Origin of the sequence: Streptomyces sp. Ru73 (assembly GCF_002920575.1) — a bacterium.
Lineage (GTDB): Bacteria > Actinomycetota > Actinomycetes > Streptomycetales > Streptomycetaceae > Streptomyces.
The window spans coordinates 1-21706 of record NZ_PQSQ01000065.1 but is presented as its reverse complement, the minus strand read 5'-3'; the positions used below and the strand labels follow the sequence as shown (position 1 = coordinate 21706).

At 72.0% G+C, this 21706-nt stretch carries 15 protein-coding genes and 1 pseudogene; 15 read left to right on the top strand and 1 reads right to left on the bottom strand.

Going from position 1 to position 21706, the window contains the following annotated elements:
• Positions 1 to 460: 460 nt before the first annotated feature.
• The gene (locus C3486_RS24670) at positions 461 to 1453 is read right to left on the bottom strand and encodes an Lrp/AsnC family transcriptional regulator (RefSeq protein WP_103834954.1); all 993 of its coding nucleotides are present in this window, start codon (positions 1451 to 1453) and stop codon (positions 461 to 463) included.
• Between the two features lie 257 nt (positions 1454 to 1710).
• Here C3486_RS24670 and C3486_RS24665 point away from each other — a divergent pair, with 257 nt between their 5' ends.
• The 15 genes and pseudogenes from C3486_RS24665 to C3486_RS24595 all read left to right on the top strand — a co-directional run.
• A complete protein-coding gene (locus C3486_RS24665; protein WP_181138677.1) occupies positions 1711 to 3234 on the top strand; it encodes a folylpolyglutamate synthase/dihydrofolate synthase family protein in 1524 nt (507 codons plus the stop codon).
• Position 3235: 1 nt separating this feature from the next.
• Positions 3236 to 3598 (top strand): DUF4233 domain-containing protein, encoded by a 363-nt coding sequence (locus C3486_RS24660; protein ID WP_103834953.1) that lies wholly within the window; start codon positions 3236 to 3238, stop codon positions 3596 to 3598.
• 272 nt (positions 3599 to 3870) lie between these two features.
• A complete protein-coding gene (ndk, locus tag C3486_RS24655; RefSeq protein ID WP_103834952.1) occupies positions 3871 to 4284 on the top strand; it encodes a nucleoside-diphosphate kinase in 414 nt (137 codons plus the stop codon).
• Between the two features lie 293 nt (positions 4285 to 4577).
• Positions 4578 to 5597, top strand: coding sequence for a rod shape-determining protein (locus tag C3486_RS24650; RefSeq protein WP_030249658.1), 1020 nt, complete (start codon positions 4578 to 4580; stop codon positions 5595 to 5597).
• Positions 5598 to 5860: 263 nt separating this feature from the next.
• Complete coding sequence (mreC, locus tag C3486_RS24645; RefSeq protein WP_103834951.1) at positions 5861 to 6799, top strand: rod shape-determining protein MreC; 939 nt, start codon at positions 5861 to 5863, stop codon at positions 6797 to 6799.
• A gap of 5 nt (positions 6800 to 6804) precedes the next feature.
• Positions 6805 to 7521, top strand: coding sequence for a rod shape-determining protein MreD (gene mreD / locus C3486_RS24640; protein WP_103834950.1), 717 nt, complete (start codon positions 6805 to 6807; stop codon positions 7519 to 7521).
• Positions 7522 to 7610: 89 nt separating this feature from the next.
• On the top strand, positions 7611 to 9752 hold the full coding sequence (gene mrdA, locus C3486_RS24635) for a penicillin-binding protein 2 (protein WP_103834949.1): 2142 nt from the start codon (positions 7611 to 7613) through the stop codon (positions 9750 to 9752).
• Positions 9749 to 10945: a rod shape-determining protein RodA gene (gene rodA / locus C3486_RS24630; protein ID WP_103834948.1), complete on the top strand. Its 1197-nt coding sequence runs from the start codon at positions 9749 to 9751 to the stop codon at positions 10943 to 10945. Before mrdA ends, rodA begins: the two co-directional genes overlap by 4 nt.
• 242 nt (positions 10946 to 11187) lie before the next feature.
• The gene (locus tag C3486_RS24625; RefSeq protein WP_103834947.1) at positions 11188 to 14571 is read left to right on the top strand and encodes a pyruvate carboxylase; all 3384 of its coding nucleotides are present in this window, start codon (positions 11188 to 11190) and stop codon (positions 14569 to 14571) included.
• Between the two features lie 219 nt (positions 14572 to 14790).
• Positions 14791 to 16446 carry a CYTH and CHAD domain-containing protein gene (locus C3486_RS24620; protein WP_103834946.1) on the top strand — a complete coding sequence of 552 codons (1656 nt, stop codon included), beginning with the start codon at positions 14791 to 14793 and terminating at the stop codon, positions 16444 to 16446.
• 172 nt (positions 16447 to 16618) lie between these two features.
• Complete coding sequence (locus C3486_RS24615; protein WP_103834945.1) at positions 16619 to 18544, top strand: TIGR03960 family B12-binding radical SAM protein; 1926 nt, start codon at positions 16619 to 16621, stop codon at positions 18542 to 18544.
• 78 nt (positions 18545 to 18622) lie between these two features.
• Positions 18623 to 19186, top strand: coding sequence for a GNAT family N-acetyltransferase (locus C3486_RS24610; protein WP_103834973.1), 564 nt, complete (start codon positions 18623 to 18625; stop codon positions 19184 to 19186).
• 26 nt (positions 19187 to 19212) lie between these two features.
• Positions 19213 to 19941, top strand: coding sequence for a hypothetical protein (locus C3486_RS24605; RefSeq protein ID WP_103834944.1), 729 nt, complete (start codon positions 19213 to 19215; stop codon positions 19939 to 19941).
• A 128-nt stretch (positions 19942 to 20069) separates the two neighbouring features.
• On the top strand, positions 20070 to 20873 hold the full coding sequence (locus tag C3486_RS24600; protein ID WP_103834943.1) for a TIGR03936 family radical SAM-associated protein: 804 nt from the start codon (positions 20070 to 20072) through the stop codon (positions 20871 to 20873).
• Between the two features lie 217 nt (positions 20874 to 21090).
• A pseudogene (locus tag C3486_RS24595) lies at positions 21091 to 21706 on the top strand (ribonuclease E/G); the annotation flags it as partial.

The following is a 21706-nucleotide window of genomic DNA, read 5'->3' as shown; positions in this document are numbered from 1 at the left end:
CTCATCCTGAGGTCCCCTGCCGGAAACGGTCAAGAGTCATGCCGCACTGAACTTTCCAGTCATCATCAATCAACACATGACGCTTGCAGCCGCCACCTCGCGATGCGTTCCAGGTTCGGCCATCCGGTGAGGTGACCGGCGCCCCCACCCCGGCGCACGAGCGGCGCGCCATCCCGCCGTACGAGTGGCCCGCCCCGGCGTACCAAGTGATGACGGCCGCGCAGCGGCTCTGGCGCAGCTCCCGCCGCAGGCGCTCCGGCTCAGCCCCGCACCAGCGGCCCTGCCAGCGCCGCACCAGGGTTCTGACCCAATCCCGCGCCACGGGTTCTCGCCCAGCCCCGCGCCACGGGTTCTCGTCCAGCCTCGCGTCAGCGGCTTGCCGGGGATCTCGTCCAGCCTCGCGTCAGTGGCTTGCCGGGGATCTCGTCCAGCCTCGCGTCAGTGGCTTGCCCCCCTCGCGTCAGCGGCTTGTGCGCAGCTCCCGCATCAGCGGGGTGGGCGTGGCGCTCCGCTTCATGGCCGCCACCACCAAGTGCGAGCTGACCGCCTCGACGTGCCGCAGCCACGCGCCCTCCGTGAGGAAGGCGTGCAGCGCCGCCATCGACGGCTGGGTGACGTCCACCAGCAGCTGGTGCTCGCCCATCACCACCGCCGCGTACCGGACCAGCGGCGACTCGGTCAGCAGCCGGCCCACCGTCTCCACCGCGTCCGGCCGGGTCCTGATCCACAGCAGCGCCTCGACCGGCAGCCCCAGCAGCGCGGGCTCCACCGCGGCCCGGATCGACACCGCGCCCGACCGGGTCAGCGCCTCCACCCGGCGCCGCGCGGTCGCCTCGGACACCCCTGCCAGCGTCGCCAACTCCTCGTGCGTACGCCGCCCGTCCTCGGCCAGCGCCTCCACGATGCGCCGCTCCTCGGGGCTCAGCTCCTCGGCCGGCGCGCCCGCCTCCTCGGCGCGGGACGGGAACCGCGACAGCGCCGCCACCTCGGCCTCGTCGAGGATGCCGGGGTGCCAGTCGTGGACCGTACGGAAGTACCGCAGCACGGGGGAGACGTGCTGGGCGAGCAGGCCCGGTACCAGCGGGGCCTCGTCGAGCATGAGCGCCGCCAGCCGCCCTGGCGGGCACTGCACCTCCGCCACGCAGTCCGGCGGCCCGGACAGTACGTAGCTGAAGATCGTGTCCGCACGGTCGGCCATCGCCAGCGCCGCGTCCCGCGCCGTCCCCGGCGGGCAGCCCAGCCGGACGATCGCGGTCTCGCCGCGCGCGACCAGGCCGGTGACGGTCACCTGGCCGCTGTCGAGCAGGTGCAGACCGCGGCGCGCGACGGTGCGCTCCGGCTCGCCGAGCGCGGCGGCGACGCGGCGCCAGGGGGCCCGGCCGTCGATCTGCAGCGCGGCGATGATCCGGCGGTCCAGGGCGTCGGGCCCCGGGCCCGTCTCAGCAGCGGTCACGCGTTCACAGTAACGAGCCCTGCGGCCCCGACCCGTACCCGACGCTACCCGACGGTCTCGACCCCATACCCGACGGTGAGGCCCGTGCCCTCTCGGCACGCCTCCCTTGGCGCCGTCCCCGGCATGTCCCCGCCGCGACGCCGCCTCCTCATACCCCGGCAACGGCTACCGAGGGTGAAAAGGTGCCCCTGGTCAATCACATAGTGTAATTGTACGCCCTGTGAGGGAAATGCGGTCGCTCTCCTAGACTGGTTCCTGTGAGCGAGCGCCCCCAGAACGACGACCCCGACCCGATCCCCGACCCCGTCGACGCATTCGACGAGATGATCGAGGCCGAGACCGACCGTGACCCCGATCTTGCGGTGATCGAGGCCGGCAGCCGCACCCTCCGGGCCCAGGCCGGGCCGCCGACGAGCGACATCCCGGCGCGCCCCGAGGACCCCGAGGTGGACCGCGCGCTGCGTGCCGTGGAGGCCGAGCTGGCGACCCGCTGGGGCGAGACCAAGCTCGACCCGTCGGTGCAGCGCATCAAGGCGCTGATGGACATCCTCGGGGAGCCGCAGCGCTCCTACCGTTCGATCCACATCACCGGCACCAACGGCAAGACCAGCACGGCCCGCATGATCGAGGCCCTGCTGGCCGCCTTCGACCTGCGCACCGGCCGCTACACCAGCCCGCACGTCCAGTCGATCACCGAGCGGATCAGCCTGGACGGCGCGCCGATCTCCGCCGAGAAGTTCATCGAGACGTACGAGGACATCAAGCCGTACGTCGAGATGGTCGACGAGCGCGAGGACTACCGGCTGTCGTTCTTCGAGGTGCTGACCGGGATGGCGTACGCCGCCTTCGCGGACGCGCCCGTGGACATCGCCGTCGTCGAGGTCGGCATGGGTGGCACGTGGGACGCCACCAACGTCATCGACGGCGATGTCGCCGTGGTGACGCCGATCTCCCTGGACCACACCGACCGGCTCGGCGAGACGCCGGAGGAGATCGCGGGCGAGAAGTCCGGGATCATCAAGCAGGACTCCACCGTCGTGCTCGCGCAGCAGCCGGTGGGTGCCGCTTCGGTGATGCTCAAGCGCGCCGTCGAGGTGGACGCCACGGTCGCCCGCGAGGGCATGGAGTTCGGCGTGCTCAGCCGGGAGCAGGCGGTCGGCGGGCAACTGCTGACGCTGCGCGGCCTGGGCGGCGAGTACCCGGACGTCTTCCTGCCGCTGTACGGCGCGCACCAGGCGCACAACGCGGCCGTCGCGCTCGCCGCGGTGGAGGCGTTCTTCGGGGTCGGTACGGAGCACGCCCGCACGCTGGACATCGACACGATCCGGTCCGCTTTCGCCTCGGTGTCCTCGCCGGGCCGCCTGGAGGTCGTCCGCCGCAGCCCCACGGTGGTACTGGACGCGGCGCACAACCCGGCGGGCGCCCGCGCGACCGCCGAAGCGGTGACCGAGGCGTTCGGTTTCAGCCGACTTGTGGGCGTCGTCGGCGCGAGTGCGGACAAGGACGTACGCGGGCTGCTGGAGGCGTTCGAGCCGATCTTCGCCGAGGTCGTGGTGACGCGGAACAGCACGCCCCGCTCGATGGACCCGGACGAGCTGGCCGCCCTCGCGGTCGAGGTCTTCGGCGCCGAGCGGGTCCAGGTCGAGCCGCGGCTCGACGACGCCCTGGAGGCGGCCATCACGCTGGCCGAGGAAGAGGGCGAGTACAGCGGCGCCGGCGTGCTGGTCACCGGTTCGGTGATCACGGTCGGCGAGGCCCGGCTGCTCCTGGGAAGGAACTGACATGCGCACCCTGTGTGCGAGCACGCTGATCGGCGAGTTCTTCGTGATCGGCTTCGCGGCGCTGGTCGCGATGCAGACCTCGGACCTGTCCACGGCCACGGTCTGGACGGTCAGCGGCATCGCGATGCTGCTGTCGCTGGTGCTGTGCGGCATGATCTCCCGCCCCGGCGGGGTGGCGCTCGGCTGGGTGCTGCAGATCGCGCTGATCGCGAGCGGGGTGATCGTGCCGACGATGTACTTCCTCGGCGCGGTCTTCGCCGCGCTGTGGTGGGCCTCGGTCCACTTCGGCCGCAAGATCGACGAGGCGAAGGCCCGCTGGGCGGCGCAGGCGGCGACGGCCCCCTCGGAGCCGGACCCCGCCTGAGGCGGCTGCCCTCGGGGGCCGCCTCGGACAGGGGCCGCGTCGGAAGGCCGGCTCCGCGGCCTGCGCGACCACCGCGGCGCTTCCGCCCCGCGATCATCGCGGTGCCTGCGCGCCGGATCCCGCAGGCTGACCGCGGGGCCCGCCCGGACCCCGCAGGCCGGGCGGCCGCCGCACTCGCCCCGGCCCCCAGGGCCTGCGCACCGGCGGTCCTGGCCGCCCATGTAGCCTCCTCGGCACACCCGTAACCCTCTGTACTGCAAGGAGCCCCACCGATGAGCCAGCGCACCCTCGTCCTTCTCAAGCCGGACGCCGTCAGGCGAGGCCTGGTCGGCGAGATCCTGGGCCGCATCGAGCGCAAGGCCGGCTGGACGATCAGCGCGCTGGAGCTGCGCACCCTCGACCGCGCGGTGCTGGAGCAGCACTACGCCGAGCATGTCGGCCGGGATTTCTACGAGCCGCTGGTGGCCTTCATGTCCTCCGGTCCGGTCGTTTCTCTCGTCGTGGAAGGCGAGCGGGTGATTGAGGGCGTACGCCAGTTGGCTGGTCCTACCGACCCGATCAAGGCGCCGAGCGGGTCCATTCGGGGCGACTTCGGGACAATCACCCGGGAAAATCTCATTCACGCGTCCGATTCCGAAGAGTCGGCGGAGCGCGAGATCAAGATTTTCTTCCCCGGCCTCTCCTGACGGTGCGTCAGGCGTAAACCCGCCGCGACCTGGGGCGACCGAAGAAATTCGGTCGCCCTTCGGCATATGTACAGCCAACGGGGGAACGCTTCACCCCGACACGACGTCACCATTAAGGGGGGCGGGTACGTGTTCCGCTGACAATGGCGGAGGAACCCCGCACCGCGTTCGAGCGGACGGGCCTTCCCGGACTACCATGAAGGCTTCCGCGCGTCAGCGCACCACCTCCTGCCGACCTCCAGTAAGCATTCGCTCCAGTTGGGAAGGCCAGACGTATCCTCATGGGGAACAACATGTCGTTCATCGGCCGTGACATGGCTGTCGACCTCGGCACCGCCAACACGCTGGTGTACGTCAGGGGTCGAGGGATCGTTCTGAACGAGCCGTCGGTCGTGGCCATCAACACCAACACCGGCGGGATCCTCGCCGTGGGCGCCGAGGCCAAGAAGATGATCGGCCGCACCCCTGGCAACATCGTGGCCGTCCGCCCGCTCAAGGACGGCGTGATCGCCGACTTCGAGATCACCGAGCGGATGCTCCGCTACTTCATTCTCAAGATCCACAAGCGCCGGTACCTCGCCCGGCCGCGCGTCGTCGTCTGCGTGCCCTCCGGCATCACGGGCGTCGAGCGCCGCGCCGTCATCGAGGCGTCCACCCAGGCCGGCGCCCGTCAGGTGCACATCATCGAGGAGCCCATGGCCGCGGCCATCGGCTCCGGGCTGCCGGTCCACGAGGCCACCGGCAACATGGTGGTGGACATCGGCGGCGGCACGACCGAGGTCGCCGTGATCTCCCTCGGCGGAATCGTCACGGCGCAGTCGATCCGGGTGGCCGGCGACGAGCTGGACAACGCGATCATCCAGCACATCAAGAAGGAGTACAGCCTCCTCCTCGGTGAGCGCACCGCCGAGTCCATCAAGATCACGATCGGTTCGGCGTACGACCTGGACCAGGACGAGCACACCGAGATCCGCGGCCGCGACCTCGTCTCGGGCCTGCCCAAGACCGTGGTCATCTCCGCCGCCGAGGTCCGCAAGGCCATCGAGGAGCCGGTCAACTCCATCGTCGACGCGGTGAAGACGACCCTCGACAAGTGCCCGCCGGAGCTCTCCGGCGACGTGATGGACCGCGGCATCGTCCTCACCGGCGGCGGCGCCCTGCTCCGCGGCCTGGACGAGCGGCTCCGCCGCGAGACCGGCATGCCGATCCACATCGCCGAGGACCCGCTGGACTCCGTCGCGCTCGGCTCCGGCAAGTGCGTCGAGGAGTTCGAGGCCCTGCAGCAGGTGCTCGACTCGCAGCCGCGCAGATGACAGCAGTCGGCGATCTGCCGTACGGCCGCCTGCCAGCCCGTACGGCAGATCGCTGATATACAGACAGCACACACTCCGGTACCACCTCCCGCCCCCGTCTCCCACTGCCGCAGCAGTACCGGCAGTACGGACCCCCACCCCTCGGGACCGCTCCCACCCGGCGGTCCGCGCACAACTCAAGCAAGGCACAACCCAGATCCCCAGCGAGACCGGCGCGGGCCCGCAGCCGGCCGGTCCTACGAGGAAGGACACGGCCGCCGCACGTGAGGGACACACGAGAGAGCCGGCTCCTGCTGGTGCTGCTGGTCGCGATCGCGTTCGCACTGATCACGGTGGACATCCGCGGCGGCGAGCAGTCCCCGCTGCAGGGTGCCCGGCAGGTCGCGGCCTCCGCCTTCGGGCCGGTCGAGACCGGTGTCGCCTCGGTCGTGGACCCGGTCGGCAACGCCGTCGACGCGGTACGCGATTCCGACGGCCGGCACAGCCGCATCGCCGAGCTGGAGCGTGAGAACGCCGCCCTGAAGTCCAAGCTCGGCTCCTCCGACCGGGACCGGGTGCGCGCCGCCGAGCTGGACAAGATGCTCAAGACCGCCGGCGCCGGCCAGTACGGCATCAAGGGCGCCCAGGTCATCGCCATAGGAGCGGCCCAGGGCTTCTCCTGGACCGTCACCGTCGACGCCGGCTCCAAGGACGGCATCGCCCGCGACATGACCGTGCTGAACGGTGACGGGCTCGTCGGCCGGGTCACCACCGTCGGCCCGAACACCGCCACGGTCCTGCTCGCCATCGACCCGGACTTCACCGTCGGCACCCGCATGGAGAAGACCAACGAGATCGGCTTCGCCAACGGGCAGGGCGGCGGTCCGCTGCGCGTCCAGCTCCTGAACGGCAAGGCGAACGTGAAGAAGGGCGACCGGATGGTCACCTTCGGCTCCAGCGAGGGCAAGCCCTTCGTGCCCGGCGTGCCGGTCGGCACCATCACCCACGTCGGCAGCGCCAACGGCGACCTCACCCGCACCGTCCAGGTCAAGCCGTTCGCCGGCTTCTCCCGGCTGGACGTCGTCGGCATCGTCGTCCAGCCGCCGCGCGAGAACCCCCGGGACACGGTCCTGCCGCCCAAGCCCGCCAAGCCCAAGCCCACCCCGACGGTCACCGTGACCGCGAAGCCCAAGCCTTCCTCGAGCGGCGCCCCCAGGAGCTGAGCCCGATGCGCATCAACCGGATCCTCCTCTCCACCGTCCTCGTGGCCGTGGCCCTCGTCGTCCAGGTGGGTGTGCTCGCCCGGCTCCACCTCCCCGGTGCCGTACCGGACCTGGTCCTGCTGGTCGTCCTCGGTCTGGCCATGGTCTACGGGCACGTCGCCGGGGCCTTCATCGGCTTCGGCGCCGGGCTCCTCGCCGACCTGGCGCCCCCTTCCGACCACGCGATCGGCCGCTACGCCCTCGTGCTGTGCGTCATCGGCTACGTCGCCGGGCTGACCAAGCCCGACAAGAGCCAGCACCGGTCCGCCTCGATGCCGCTGATCGTGGTGGTCTGCGCGGCCATCGGCTCGACCCTGCTGTACGCCGGGGTCGGCTCGCTGGCCGGGGACAACGCGGGCAACACCGTCGGCATCCCGCTGCTGCTGTTCACCGCCACCGTCTACGACCTCGTGCTCGCGCCGTTCAGCGTCCCGCTGGTGATGGCGCTGGCCCGCCGCTCGGAGAAGGACCCGCTGGCCGGGGAGAGTTCCGGCGGCACCCAGTCCGGCATGGTGACCGGCGAGGCCGCGTACGGCTGGCTCTCCACCGGCAGCGGGCTGCGCATGAGCCGTCCCGGGCGGGGCGGCCGCACGCCGCGCATCGGCAGCCAGCGCGGCGGCCTGCTCGGCGGCAAGTCCAAGAGCCTGAAGGCCGTACGGATCAAGGGGGGAAAGCGCCTGTGAGCACCGCACCGTGCCGGGCGGGGAGGGGGCCGCGCCGTGAGCGCCCACCCGTCGCCCGACCACCGCCCCTCAAGGAGGCGCTGCGCGCCGTGAGCAATATTCCTGAGACCGGCAAGACCTCCCGGGTCACCGTCCGCCTGGTCACCATCCAGATACTGGTCGTCTCGCTGCTGCTCACCCTCGGCGGCCGGCTCTGGTACCTGCAGATCCGCAACGGTGACGAGTACGCCGCCGAGGCCAGCGGCAACCACGTCCAGCAGGTCGTCGACCCGGCCGTGCGCGGCTCGATCCTCGACGCCCGCGGCGTCCCGCTCGCCGACAACGAGACCCGCCTCGTCGTCTCCGCCAGCCGCACCGCGCTGATGAAGATGGACGACGAGGGCAAGGCCGTGCTCACCCGGCTGGCGCACGTGCTGGGCATGTCGTACACCGACGTGAAGAACAAGGTCCGGCTGTGCGACGCCAAGACGCCGCAGCCCTGCTGGAACGGCTCGCCCTTCCAGCCCATCCCGATCACGGACGAGGCCACCACCCAGCAGGCCCTGAAGATCCGGGAGAGCTCCGAGGACTTCCCCGGCATCTCCGCCGAGCCCACCGCCGTCCGCCGCTACCCGGCCCCCGCGAAGGCGCAGACCTCGCAGGTGCTCGGCTACCTCTCGCCGGTCACCGACGAGGAGATCAAGAAGGCCGAGCACACCAACTCGCCGTTCCTGCGCTCGGACATGGTCGGCCGCTCGGGCCTGGAGCGCACGTACGACAGCGCGCTGCGCGGCAAGGCCGGCGTCACCCGCTACCAGGTCGACAACCTCGGCCGGGTGATGGGCAAGGGCAAGAGCGATCCGGCCCGGCCCGGGGACAACGTCGTCACGTCGATAGACGCACGCGTGCAGGCCGTCGCCGAGAAGGAACTGCACCAGGCGATGGTCGAGGCGCGCAAGCAGCACGACCGCAACACCGGCACGAACTACAAGGCCGACGCGGGCGCCGTGGTCGTCATGGAGAACAAGACCGGCCGGGTCGTCTCGATGGCCTCCCAGCCGGACTACGACCCGAACTCCTGGGTGGGCGGCATCTCGGCGAAGGACTACGCCAAGCTCACGGGCAAGAAGTCGAACTACCCGCTGCTGAACCGGGCGATCCAGGGCCAGGCGGCCCCCGGCTCGATCTTCAAGGTGATCTCGTCCTCGGCGGCGGTCAACGCCGGCTACCCCTTCAACGGCCGGTACAACTGCTCCAGCTCGTACAACGTCGGCGGGCAGGTCTTCAAGAACTTCGAGTCCGAGAGCCACGGCGCGATCACACTCGGCCGGGCGCTGGAGGTCTCCTGCGACACCGTCTTCTACGACCTGGCCTACAAGCAGTGGGTCAAGGACGGCGGCAACAAGCCGAAGAAGGACCCGGCCGACTGGTTCTACAAGACCGCCCACCAGTTCGGCCTGGGCAAGGAGACCGGCATCGACCTGCCGAACGAGGTCAAGGGCCGGGTTCCGGACCGCCAGTGGAAGAAGGACTTCTGGAAGGCCAACAAGGACAACTGGTGCAAGAACGGCAAGAAGGGCGGCAGCTATACCGAGCGGATCGCCTACGAGAGCTGTCTCGAAGGCATGAAGATGCGCGCCGGTGACTCGGTCAACTACTCGATCGGCCAGGGTGACACCCTGGTGACGCCGATCCAGATGGCCACGATCTACGCGGCGATCGCCAACGGCGGCACGCTGTACGACCCGACCATCGGCAAGGCGATCATCAGCCCCGACGGGAAGAAGGTCCGGGACATCGAGCCGCACGCGCACGGCAAGCTGCCCGACACGCCCAAGACGCTGCAGCAGATCGACAAGGCGCTGGCGGGCGTGGCCACCCGCGGCACCGCCGCCTGGCGGTTCCAGAACTGGCCGCAGAAGCAGATCCCGATGCACGCCAAGACGGGTACCGCCGAGGTCTACGGCAAGCAGACCACGTCGTGGTTCGCCACGTACACCAAGGACTTCACGATCGTCATGACGATCTCCCAGGGTGGTACCGGTTCCGGTGCCTCCGGTCCGGCGGTGCGCAAGATCTACGACGCGCTGTACGGCGTGGACGCCAAGGGCAAGATCCACAAGGACAAGGCGCTGCTGCCGAAGCCGCAGGCCGACCTGCCCAAGGTCGACCGGCAGGGCAACATCGAGGCCGGGAAGCTGACCAAGCCCATCGTCAACGACGAGAAGAAGCCGGCGGAGGCGGTCCAGTGACCAGCAGCAGCTACGCCATCCGGCGCTACGCACCGGACCGCGGCGTCTGGAGCAAGCTCACCGCCCGGGACTCCGTCGTCTGGCGGCTGGACTGGATACTCCTCTTCTCCTGCCTGGCCCTCTCGCTCATCGGCGCGGTGCTGGTCTTCTCGGCCACCCGCAACCGCATCGAGCTGAACCACGGCGACCAGTACTCCTACGTCCTCAAGCACCTGCTCAACACCGGCATCGGCCTGGCCCTCGCGGCCGGCACGGTCTGGCTCGGCCACCGCACGCTGCGCGGCGCCGTACCCATCCTGTACGGCATCTCGCTGCTGCTGTCCGCGCTGGTGCTCACCCCGCTCGGCGCGACCATCAACGGCTCGCGGTCCTGGCTGGCCATCCCCGGCGGGCTCTCCCTGCAGCCCGCCGAGTTCGCCAAGATCACCATCACGCTGGGCATGGCGATGGTGCTGGCGGCGCGGGTCGACGCCGGGGACCGGGAACATCCCGGGCACCGCGCCGTCCTGCAGGCGCTGGGCATCGCCCTGATCCCGATCGCGGTCATCATGCTGATGCCGGACCTCGGCTCGGTGATGGTGCTCGGCACGATCGTGCTGGCCGTGCTGCTCTCCTCCGGGGCCTCCAACCGGTGGATCATCGGCCTGCTGACCCTGGGCGTCGTGGGCTGTCTGGCCGTCTGGCAGCTGCATCTGCTCGACGACTACCAGATCGCCCGGTTCGCCGCCTTCGCCAACCCGAGCCTGGACCCGGCGGGCGTCGGCTACAACACCAACCAGGCGCGCATCGCGATCGGCTCCGGCGGCCTCTTCGGCGCCGGGCTGTTCCACGGCAGCCAGACCACCGGACAGTTCGTCCCCGAGCAGCAGACGGACTTCATCTTCACGGTGGCCGGCGAGGAGCTGGGCTTCCTCGGCGCCGGCCTGATCATCCTCCTGCTGGGCGTGGTGCTCTGGCGGGCCTGCCGGATCGCCCGGGAGTCCGCCGAGCTGTACAGCACCATCGTCGCGGCCGGCATCATCGCCTGGTTCGCGTTCCAGTCCTTCGAGAACATCGGCATGACCCTGGGCATCATGCCGGTCACCGGCCTGCCGCTGCCCTTCGTCTCCTACGGCGGCACCTCGATGTTCGCCGTATGGATCGCCATCGGACTGCTGCAGTCGATCAGAGTGCAGCGGCCCGTCTCCGCCTGACCCGACGTCAGCCGCCGCCGTGGTCCGGTACCTCCAGGGGTGCCGGACCACAGGCGTTCCGGTACACGTACCCACTTCACGCGGACACGTTCTGTGACGCCTCTTACGTGGCGGTCGCGCCGCGCGGGCGGCATGCTGTCGCGGAACAGCTTGAGCGAGACAGCAGTCCGTATTGCGAGACAGAGTCGTATCCGTACGCCGGCGCCCCCACCGTGCCGCCCCGTCAGGAGAAGCCAGCTCCCATGTTCTCGAAGGTCTTGGTCGCCAACCGTGGCGAAATCGCTATCCGCGCCTTCCGTGCCGCCTATGAGCTGGGCGCGCAGACCGTCGCGGTGTTCCCGTACGAGGATCGCAACTCCGGTCACCGCCTCAAGGCGGACGAGGCCTACCAGATCGGCGAGGCCGGCCACCCCGTGCGCGCGTACCTGTCGGTCGAGGAGATCGTCCGCGCCGCGCGGCAGGCCGGCGCCGACGCCGTCTACCCCGGTTACGGCTTCCTGTCCGAGAACCCCGATCTCGCCGCCGCCTGCGCCGAGCACGGCATCACGTTCGTCGGCCCCTCCACCGAGGTACTGGAGCTGACCGGCAACAAGGCGCGCGCCATCGCCGCCGCCAAGGCCGCCGGGCTGCCCGTCCTCGCCTCCTCCGCACCGTCCTCGGACGTCGACGAGCTGGTCGCAGCCGCCGAGGACATGGAGTTCCCGGTCTTCGTGAAGGCCGTGGCCGGCGGCGGCGGGCGCGGCATGCGCCGGGTCACCGAGCGCACCCAGCTGCGCGAGGCCGTCGAGGCGGCCGCCCGCGAGGCCGAGTCGGCCTTCGGCGACCCGACCGTCTTCCTGGAGCAGGCCGTCGTCGACCCGCGCCACATCGAGGTGCAGATCCTCGCCGACCAGCACGGCAACGTGATCCACCTCTACGAGCGGGACTGCAGCCTGCAGCGCCGCCACCAGAAGGTCATCGAGCTGGCCCCGGCCCCGAACCTCGACCCGGAGCTGCGCGAGCGCATCTGCGCCGACGCGGTCGCCTTCGCCAAGCAGATCGGCTACACCTGCGCCGGCACCGTCGAATTCCTCGTCGACGCCCGCGGCAAGCACGTCTTCATCGAGATGAACCCGCGCATCCAGGTCGAGCACACCGTCACCGAGGAGGTGACGGACGTCGACCTGGTCCAGTCCCAGCTGCGCATCGCCGCGGGCGAGTCCCTGGCCGACCTGGGCCTGAGCCAGGAGAAGATCGTGCTGCGCGGCTCCGCGCTGCAGTGCCGCATCACCACCGAGGACCCGGCCAACGGCTTCCGGCCCGACACCGGCCGCATCACCGCCTACCGCTCCCCGGGCGGCGCGGGCGTCCGCCTGGACGGCGGCACCAACCTGGGCGCCGAGGTCGGCGCGCACTTCGACTCCATGCTGGTCAAGCTGACCTGCCGGGGCCGGGACTTCGCGACCGCCGTGGGACGCGCCCGCCGCGCCGTCACCGAGTTCCGCATCCGCGGTGTCGCCACCAACATCCCGTTCCTGCAGGCGGTGCTGGACACCCCGGACTTCCGCGCCGGGAAGGTCACCACCTCCTTCATCGAGCAGCATCCCGAGCTGCTCACCCAGCGCGGCTCCGCCGACCGCGGCACCCGCATCCTCGAATACCTGGCCGACGTCACGGTCAACAAGCCGCACGGCGAGCGGCCCGTGAGCATCGCGCCGCACGAGAAGCTGCCCGCGATCGACACCTCAGCGCCGATCCCCGACGGCTCCCGGCAGCGGCTCCGGCAGCTCGGCCCCGAGGGCTTCGCCGCCGACCTGCGCGCCCGGCCCGCGCTCGGCGTCACCGACACCACCTTCCGCGACGCCCACCAGTCGCTGCTGGCCACCCGGGTCCGTACGAAGGACCTGCTGGAGGTCGCCGGGCACGTGGCCCGCACGACCCCGGAGCTGCTGTCCCTCGAGGCGTGGGGCGGCGCGACGTACGACGTGGCGCTGCGCTTCCTGTACGAGGACCCGTGGGAGCGGCTGGCCGCGCTGCGCGAGGCCGTCCCCAACATCTGCCTCCAGATGCTGCTGCGCGGCCGCAACACCGTCGGCTACACGCCCTACCCCGAGCAGGTCACCCGCGCCTTCGTGCAGGAGGCGGCGGACACCGGCATCGACATCTTCCGGATCTTCGACGCGCTCAACAACGTCGACCAGATGCGGCCCGCCATCGACGCCGTGCGGGAGACCGGCACCGCCGTCGCCGAGGTCGCCATGAGCTACACCGGCGACCTGACGGACCCCGGCGAGAAGCTCTACACCCTCGACTACTACCTCCGGCTCGCCGAACAGATGGTCGACGCGGGCGCGCACGTCCTCGCCATCAAGGACATGGCCGGACTGCTCCGCGCACCCGCCGCGAAGAAGCTGGTCACGGCCCTGCGGCAGAACTTCGACCTGCCCGTCCACATCCACACCCACGACACACCCGGCGGCCAGCTCGCCACCTACCTCGCCGGCTGGGAGGCCGGCGCCGACGCGGTGGACGGCGCCTCGGCGGCGCTGGCCGGCACCACCAGCCAGCCCGCGCTCTCCGCGATCGTGGCCGCCGCCGCGCACACCGAGCGGGACACCGGCATCGACCTCGGCGCGGTCTGTGCCCTGGAGCCGTACTGGGAGGCCGTGCGCAAGGTCTACGCGCCCTTCGAGGCCGGCCTGCCCGCGCCCACCGGCCGGGTCTACGAGCACGAGATCCCCGGCGGCCAGCTCTCCAACCTCCGCCAGCAGGCCATCGCGCTCGGCCTCGGCGACCGCTTCGAGGAGATCGAGAAGGCGTACGCGGGCGCCGACCGGCTGCTCGGCCGCCTGGTCAAGGTCACCCCCAGCTCCAAGGTCGTCGGCGACCTGGCGCTCGCCCTGGTCGGCGCCGGGGTCAGCACCGAGGAGTTCGCCGCCGACCCCGCCCGCTTCGACATCCCCGGTTCCGTCATCGGCTTCCTCCGCGGCGAGCTGGGCGAACCGGCCGGCGGCTGGCCCGAGCCGCTGCGCAGCCGCGCCCTGGAGGGCCGCGCCGAGGCTCCCGGCATCACCGAGCTGTCCGCCACCGAGAGCAAGCGGCTCTCCGGCACCTCCGCCGAGCGCCAGGAAGTCCTCAACGAGCTGCTCTTCCCCGGCCCGACGAAGGACTTCACCACCCACCGGGACCGCTACGGCGACACCTCCCCGCTCTCCAGCGACCTGTTCTTCTACGGGCTGCACCACGGCGAGGAGCACGTCGTACGGCTCGCCCCCGGCGTCCAGCTGCTCATCGGCCTGGAGGCGATCTCCGAGGCCGACGAGCGCGGCATGCGCACCGTGATGTGCATCCTCAACGGCCAGCTGCGGCCCATCCAGGTCCGCGACCGGGCCGTGGCCAGCGAGGTGCCGACCGCCGAGAAGGCCGACCGGAACAACCCCGGCCACCTGCCCGCGCCGTTCGCCGGCGTGGTCACCCTCGCCGTCGAGGAGGGCCAGCGGGTCGAGGCGGGCGCCACGATCGGCACCATCGAGGCGATGAAGATGGAGGCGGCCATCACCGCGCCCACGGGCGGCACCGTCAGCCGCATCGCCATCTCGTCGATCGCCCAGGTCGAGGGCGGCGACCTGCTCATCGTGGTGGAGTGAGCGCGGCGCCTCTTGGCGCGGTGCGCGCGGTGCCTCTCAGCGCTGTGAGCGCGGTGCCTCTCAGCGCTGTGAGCGCGGTGTCTCCTGACCGGCGGGCACGGCGCCTCATGGTGCTGTGAGCGCGGCGTCCGGTGCGCGGCGTCCCGGTTTCCTCCGGGCGCCGCGCACCGGACGTTCCGAGGGCTCCCCGGAAGCGGGACAGGACAGTACGTTCACCCCATGGCGGACACCGTGCGCGAGATCGAGCGGAAGTACGAGGCCGATGGCGGGGCCGACGGTGCGGGGCAGCTCGCCCGCGTGCTGCCCGACCTCACCGGCGTGGACCGGATCGCGTCCGTCGCGGAGCGCGGCGCGGTCACCCTGGACGCCACCTACTACGACACCGCCGACCGCCGGCTGGCCCGCGACGGCATCACCCTGCGCCGCCGCACCGGCGGTGACGACGCCGGCTGGCACCTGAAGCTGCCGGTCGCCGCCCACGTACGCGACGAGATCCGCGCCCCGCTCTCCGGCACCGTCCCGCGCGCCCTGCGCGGCCTGCTCCGCTCCCGCACCCGCGACGCCGAGCTGGTCCCCCTCGTACGGATCGGCACCCGGCGCGAGGTGCGGCAGCTGCTCGCCGCCGACGGCACGGTCCTCGCCGAGATCGCCGCCGACCGGGTGCGCGCCGAGCGGCCCGCAGGGCCCGGACGCGCCGCCGAGTGGGCCGAGATCGAGGTCGAGCTGACACCGGGCGGGGACGGCGCCCTCCTGGACGCCGTCGAGACCCGCCTCCTCGGTGCCGGGCTGCGCCCCGCCACGACGGCCTCCAAGGCGGCCAGGGCCCTCCGGGAGACGGCTCCGGAGGGCGAGCGGACGGCCGTACCGAAGGGAGGGCGGAGGGCGGTCCCTGAGGGCGGGCAGAAGGCGGCGGCCTTCAGGGGCGGCGCCGGGGAGCCCGTGGGGGCCGGGCCCGAGGAGGCCGTCCCGCCCACCGCCGTGCAGGTCGTCCACCGCTACCTGGCCCGCCAGGTCCGGGCCCTCGTCGAGCTGGACCCGGCCGTCCGCCGCGACCTGCCGGACTCCGTGCACCAGATGCGGGTGGCCACCCGCCGCCTGCGCAGCGCCCTGCGCTCGTACGCCACCGTCCTCGACCGGTCGGCGACCGACCCCGTGGGCCAGGAGCTGAAGTGGCTCGCGGCCGAGCTGGGCGTGGGCCGGGACGCCGAGGTGCTCGCCGCGCGCCTCCAGGAAGGGCTCGCCGCGCTCCCCAAGGAGCTGCGTCCGGGGCCCGTACGGTCCCGGCTGCGCACCTGGACCCGGGCCCGCCGCAAGGGCTCCCGCAAGCAGCTGCTGGCCGTCCTCGACGGCCCGCGCTACCTCGCCCTCCTGGAGTCCCTCGACGCGCTGCTCGCCGACCCGCCTCTCGCGCCCGCCGCCGGCCGCCCCGCGGCCCGGGTGCTGCCCAAGGCGGTCGAGCGGGACTTCCGGCGGCTGGCCGGGCACGTGGAGGCGGCGCTCGCCGCGCCTCCGGGGCCCGCCCGCGACCTGGCGATGCACGAGGCCCGCAAGGCCGCCAAGCGGACCCGGTACGCGGCGGAGGCGGCCCGCCCGGAGCTGGGCAGGCCCGCGAAGGAGCTGGCCACGCGGATGACGGAGCTGCAGGAACTGCTCGGCGGCCACCAGGACGGCGTGGCGGCCCGCGCGGCGCTGCGCGAGCTGGCCGCCCAGGCGCACGCCGCGGGCGAGAACGCCTTCGCGTACGGCGTGCTGTACGCCCGCGAGGAGTCCCGCGCCGCCGCCCTGGAAAGCGCCCTCCCCACCCTGTGGTCCACGATCCCCACCCCGCACCTGCGCCCCGGCCCGACGGTGACTGCCCCTCCCACTGGTCGTTGAGCCAGTGTGATTCCCCGCACCCCGCGGGGATGGCCCGGACTGCGACGCTTGCGAGGTGCGCTGGGCACTGTGCTCCCCGCGGACGCGGGGATGATCACTGCCGCTGTGCAAGGGGGGCTCTCGTCCGCGTTAGGCTTGAGGGTCACCCCTGCCAGCTACGAAGGTCCGTGAGATGTCTGCCGAGTCGGTCTTCCCACAGCTCGAGGCGCTGCTCCCGCATGTGCAGAAGCCCATCCAGTACGTCGGTGGAGAGCTCAATTCCACGGTGAAGCCGTGGGAGTCGTGCGACGTCCGCTGGGCGCTCATGTACCCCGACGCGTACGAGGTCGGGCTGCCCAACCAGGGCGTGCAGATTCTGTACGAGGTCCTCAACGAGCAGGACGGCGTGCTCGCCGAGCGCACGTACAGCGTCTGGCCGGACCTCGAGGCGCTGATGCGCGAGCACGGCGTGCCGCAGTTCACCGTCGACGCGCACCGCCCCGTCGACGCCTTCGACGTCCTGGGCGTCTCCTTCTCCACCGAGCTGGGCTACACCAACCTGCTCACCGCGCTGGACCTGGCCGGCATCCCGATGGAGGCCAAGGACCGCACCGAGGAGCACCCGCTGGTCCTCGCGGGCGGCCACGCCGCGTTCAACCCGGAGCCGATCGCGGACTTCCTGGACTGCGCGGTGGTCGGCGACGGCGAGCAGGCCGTGTTGGAGATCACCGAGATCATCCGGGCGTGGAAGAACGAGGGCCGCCCCGGCGGCCGCGACGAGCTGCTGTTCCGCCTCGCGAAGACCGGTAGCGTCTACGTCCCCAAGTTCTACGACGTGGAGTACCTCGCCGACGGCCGGATCGGCCGCGTCGTGCCGAACCGCTCCGGCGTCCCGTGGCGGGTGTCCAAGCACACCGTCATGGACCTCGACGAGTGGCCCTACCCGAAGCAGCCGCTCGTCCCCCTGGCCGAGACCGTCCACGAACGGATGTCGGTCGAGATCTTCCGTGGCTGCACCCGCGGCTGCCGTTTCTGCCAGGCCGGCATGATCACGCGTCCCGTCCGGGAGCGAAGCATCACCGGCATCGGCGACATGGTGGACAAGGGCCTGAAGGCCACGGGATTCGAGGAGGTCGGCCTGCTGTCGCTGTCCTCCGCGGACCACACCGAGATCGGCGACATCGCGAAGGGCCTCGCCGACCGGTACGAAGAGGACAAGATCGGTCTGTCCCTGCCGTCGACCCGTGTCGACGCGTTCAACATCGATCTTGCCAATGAGCTGACCCGCAACGGTCGGCGCTCGGGTCTGACGTTCGCGCCCGAGGGCGGCAGCGAGCGCATCCGCAAGGTCATCAACAAGATGGTCTCGGAGGAGGACCTGATCCGTACGGTCGCCACGGCCTACGGCAACGGCTGGCGGCAGGTGAAGCTGTACTTCATGTGCGGCCTGCCGACCGAGACCGACGAGGACGTGCTGCAGATCGGCGACATGGCGGTCAACGTCATCGCCAAGGGCCGCGAGGTCTCCGGCCAGAACGACATCCGCTGCACGGTCTCCATCGGCGGTTTCGTGCCCAAGCCGCACACCCCGTTCCAGTGGGCGCCGCAGCTCTCCGCCGAGGAGACCGACGCCCGCCTGGAGAAGCTCCGGGAGAAGATCCGCGGCGACAAGAAGTACGGCCGTTCGATCGGCTTCCGCTACCACGACGGCAAGCCCGGCATCGTCGAGGGCCTGCTCTCCCGCGGTGACCGCCGCGTCGGCGCCGTGATCCGCGCCGTCTACGAGGACGGCGGCCGCTTCGACGGCTGGCGCGAGCACTTCTCCTACGACCGCTGGATGCGGGCGGCGGAGAAGACGCTGCCCGCCTACGGCGTGGACGTCGCCTGGTACACCACCCGCGAGCGCACCTACGAGGAGGTCCTGCCCTGGGACCACCTGGACTCCGGTCTGGACAAGGACTGGCTCTGGGAGGACTGGCAGGACGCCCTGGACGAGACCGAGGTCGAGGACTGCCGCTGGACCCCGTGCTTCGACTGCGGCGTGTGCCCGCAGATGGACACCGAGATCCAGATCGGCCCCACGGGGAAGAAGCTGCTCCCGCTGTCCGTCGTGAAGTGACCTGAGGCCACGCGCCCCGCCGGCCCGGTCGCCGCAATGCGGTGGCCGGGCCGCTGCGCGTTCCCGCACACTGTGGCGATGCCACAGCTCATCGCACCCACGACCCGCGTCCAGGCGTCCTTCCTGGAGGCGATGGCGGAGCTCCGCGCCGAGGGACACGGCGCTCCGGACGACGACACGGGGGTCGGCCGGGAGATACGGCGGTTCGGCGCGGAGTGGGACGACCCGGCCGCCTTCGCCCGCTACACCGGCCGGCTGCGCTCCCTGACCCGGGAGGAGACCGCCCGCCCGCTCGGCCTCGTCCCCTGCACCACCCTCTGGTACGTCGAGGGGGACACCTTCCTGGGCCGCCTCGCGCTGCGCCACGAGCTCAACGACCACCTGCGGGAGCTCGGCGGCCACATCGGCTACTACGTGCGCCCCACGGCGCGCCGCCGCGGCCACGCCACCGCGATGCTGCGGGCGGCGCTGCCCCTCGCGGCCGGCCTCGGCATCGGGTCCGCGCTGGTCACGTGTGACACCACCAACACCGCGTCACGTAAGGTCATCGAGACCTGCGGCGGGATCTTCGAGGACGAGCGCGGCGGAAAGCTGCGGTACTGGGTGCCGACGCGGGCGGAGCACATGAGCGACAGGACATAGCAGCGGTACCGGGGGACTCAGCGCGCATGGCGTACGGCAACCACGCCCACATACAGCAGCACAAGGCACCGGAGCCGGGCGGGGGCTGCTGCCTCGCCCAGGTGATCAAGATCCCGGTGCTGATCGTCGTCGTCCCGCTGCGGCTCCTCTGGGACGCGCTGTGCTGGCTGGGCCGGCACGTCCTCGCGCCCCTCGGGCGCTGGATGTACCGCTGGCTCCTCGCCCCGGTCGGGCGGGCCGTCGCCTGGCTGGTCAACTACCTGATCGTGGTGCCGCTGGTCTTCCTGATCAAGTACCTCCTCGTGATCCCCGCGCTGTGGTTCTACCGCTGGGTGCTCACCCCCCTCGGGCACGCGCTGGCCCGGCTCGCGTACTACCTGCTCGTCGTCCCGGTCCGCTGGGTGTACCGCTGGATCCTCACCCCGATCGGGCGCGCGCTGGCCTGGCTGGCGCACTACCTCCTCGTCGTGCCCGCCGTGGCACTCTGGGAGTATCTGCTGCGGCCCGTCCTGCGGGCCGTCGGCGCGGCGTTCGCGTGGGCCTGGCGGGTCGCCGGGTATGTTTCCCGGGCCATCGGCCGGGGCCTCGCCGCCCTGTGGCGGTGGCTGGTCGTCGCGCCGCTGCGCTGGGCGTACCGCTGGATCCTCACCCCCGTGGGGCACGCGATCCGGGCGGTGCTCTGGCCGCCGGTGAGGGCCGCGCTGTCCGCCGCGCGCACCGCCGCGCGAGAGGTCCGGCACGCGCTCTTCGGGTGACGGAGCACACCCCGGCGGGAACCGGCGGCCCGGCAGGCACGTACTCTAGGTAGCAGTACGACCGCACTCACGAAGGACTGACGACACTGGGCAAGCGACAGCCCGAAGGCCCGCCGCCCGCACCGGCGGTGCAGCGCATCCGACTGCGCTACACCAAGCGCGGCCGCCTCCGGTTCACCAGCCACCGTGACTTCCAGCGCGCTTTCGAGCGGGCGCTGCGCCGTGCCGAGGTGCCCATGGCGTACTCCGCGGGTTTCACCCCGCACCCCAAGGTGTCGTACGCGAACGCCGCGCCGACGGGCACCGGCAGCGAGGCCGAGTACCTGGAGATCGCGCTCACCGAGCGGCGGGACCCCGAGGTGCTGCGCGCGCTGCTGGACGAGTCCCTGCCGGACGGCCTCGACGTGACCGACGCGGTCGAGGCGCACACCTCGGGCCTCGCCGACCGGCTGCAGGCGTCGGTGTGGGAGCTGCGTCTGGACGGCGTGGCCGTCGCGGACGCCGAGCGCGCCGTCGAGGCGTTCCTCGCGGCCGGTGAAGTACCGGTCGAGCGGCAGACGAAGAAGGGCATGCGCACCTTCGACGCACGTGCCGCGGTCGCGGATCTCCGTGCCACGGCGTGCGAGGCCGATAGGCCGGGCGCTGATGCCTGTGCGATACTGCGGCTGGTTGTTCGGCATCTGACACCTGCCGTACGACCCGACGACGTCCTGTCCGGCCTCCGAGCTACGGCCGACCTGGCGCCGCCGGTCCCCGCAGCGGTGACCAGGCTGGCGCAGGGGCTGCTCGATGAGGAGACCGGCGCGGTGACCGACCCGCTCGCGCCCGACCGCGACGCAGCAGCCACGGCCGCCCCACCCACGGCCGCCGGGCTGACCGCCGCGACGCAGGCACCGCCCGCAGGCGGTGGAGCGGCGGACGGCGCAGCGTAGGACCGCCGTCGTCGCGTCGCCGATCAGCCAGGGAGCCACCCCGGTCCGGCGAACGAACTGACCAGGAGACTTTCGCCGGTCCCGGACACAAGGGCCCGGCGAGCGAGACTAAAGCTCCCGTGTGGCGCCCGCGCCCCGGACCGCGGCACCGCGCTGGACGCGGGCCGCGGCCGGAACCGGACGCGGCGCCCGGGAGCGTGACGGGAGAACCGCCCGCATGCTCGAACCCATTGAGCCCACGGAATCCGCGGAGCCGGCGAACAGCCGCTCCGAGAACAGCACACCGAGTGACACCCTGCCGCCGCGCCGCAGGCGCCGGGCCGCTTCCCGGCCCGCGGGCCCGCCGGTCACCGCGACCGCGGGGGCCGAGGTGACGACCGCGCAGCCGGCCGCAGCGCCGCAGGAGCCCGCCGAGGCCGCCGGCACGGTCGTGACCGGTGAGGAGGCCGCGCCCGCGCGGCCCCGCCGCCGCGCCGTCCGCCGCAGTTCGGCCCCGGTCGGCACCCCGGGTGCCACCCCTGCCGAGGCCGCCGGGACGCCGGCCGAGGACGCCGCCGCGCTCGCCCCCTCCGCCGAGAGCGCCCCGCAGGCCGCAGCCGCCGCTGCCCCCGCCGTCGCTTCCGGTGAGGAGGCCGCGCCCGCGCGTCCCCGCCGCCGCGCCGTCCGCCGGGCGTCCGCGCCCGCCGGTGCGCCGCAGCCCGACGAGACCGCAGCGCCGGTGGCCGAGCAGGCCGTCGCCGTGGAGCCGGAGCCGGCCACGGTCGGCGCCGACGACGAGGCGCAGGCCGAGTCCGCCGCCGCTGCCGAGACCGCGGCCGCCGAAGCCGCGCCCC

What these genes read in the sequence shown, in the direction of transcription:
- C3486_RS24660 (WP_103834953.1), top strand. Translation starts at nt 3,236, where the DNA reads ATGCGCACCCTGTGTGCGAGCACGCTGATCGGCGAGTTCTTCGTGATC.
- ndk (WP_103834952.1), top strand. Translation starts at nt 3,871, where the DNA reads ATGAGCCAGCGCACCCTCGTCCTTCTCAAGCCGGACGCCGTCAGGCGA.
- C3486_RS24650 (WP_030249658.1), top strand. Translation starts at nt 4,578, where the DNA reads ATGTCGTTCATCGGCCGTGACATGGCTGTCGACCTCGGCACCGCCAAC.
- mreD (WP_103834950.1), top strand. Translation starts at nt 6,805, where the DNA reads ATGCGCATCAACCGGATCCTCCTCTCCACCGTCCTCGTGGCCGTGGCC.
- C3486_RS24625 (WP_103834947.1), top strand. Translation starts at nt 11,188, where the DNA reads ATGTTCTCGAAGGTCTTGGTCGCCAACCGTGGCGAAATCGCTATCCGC.
- C3486_RS24620 (WP_103834946.1), top strand. Translation starts at nt 14,791, where the DNA reads ATGGCGGACACCGTGCGCGAGATCGAGCGGAAGTACGAGGCCGATGGC.
- C3486_RS24615 (WP_103834945.1), top strand. Translation starts at nt 16,619, where the DNA reads ATGTCTGCCGAGTCGGTCTTCCCACAGCTCGAGGCGCTGCTCCCGCAT.
- C3486_RS24610 (WP_103834973.1), top strand. Translation starts at nt 18,623, where the DNA reads ATGCCACAGCTCATCGCACCCACGACCCGCGTCCAGGCGTCCTTCCTG.
- C3486_RS24605 (WP_103834944.1), top strand. Translation starts at nt 19,213, where the DNA reads ATGGCGTACGGCAACCACGCCCACATACAGCAGCACAAGGCACCGGAG.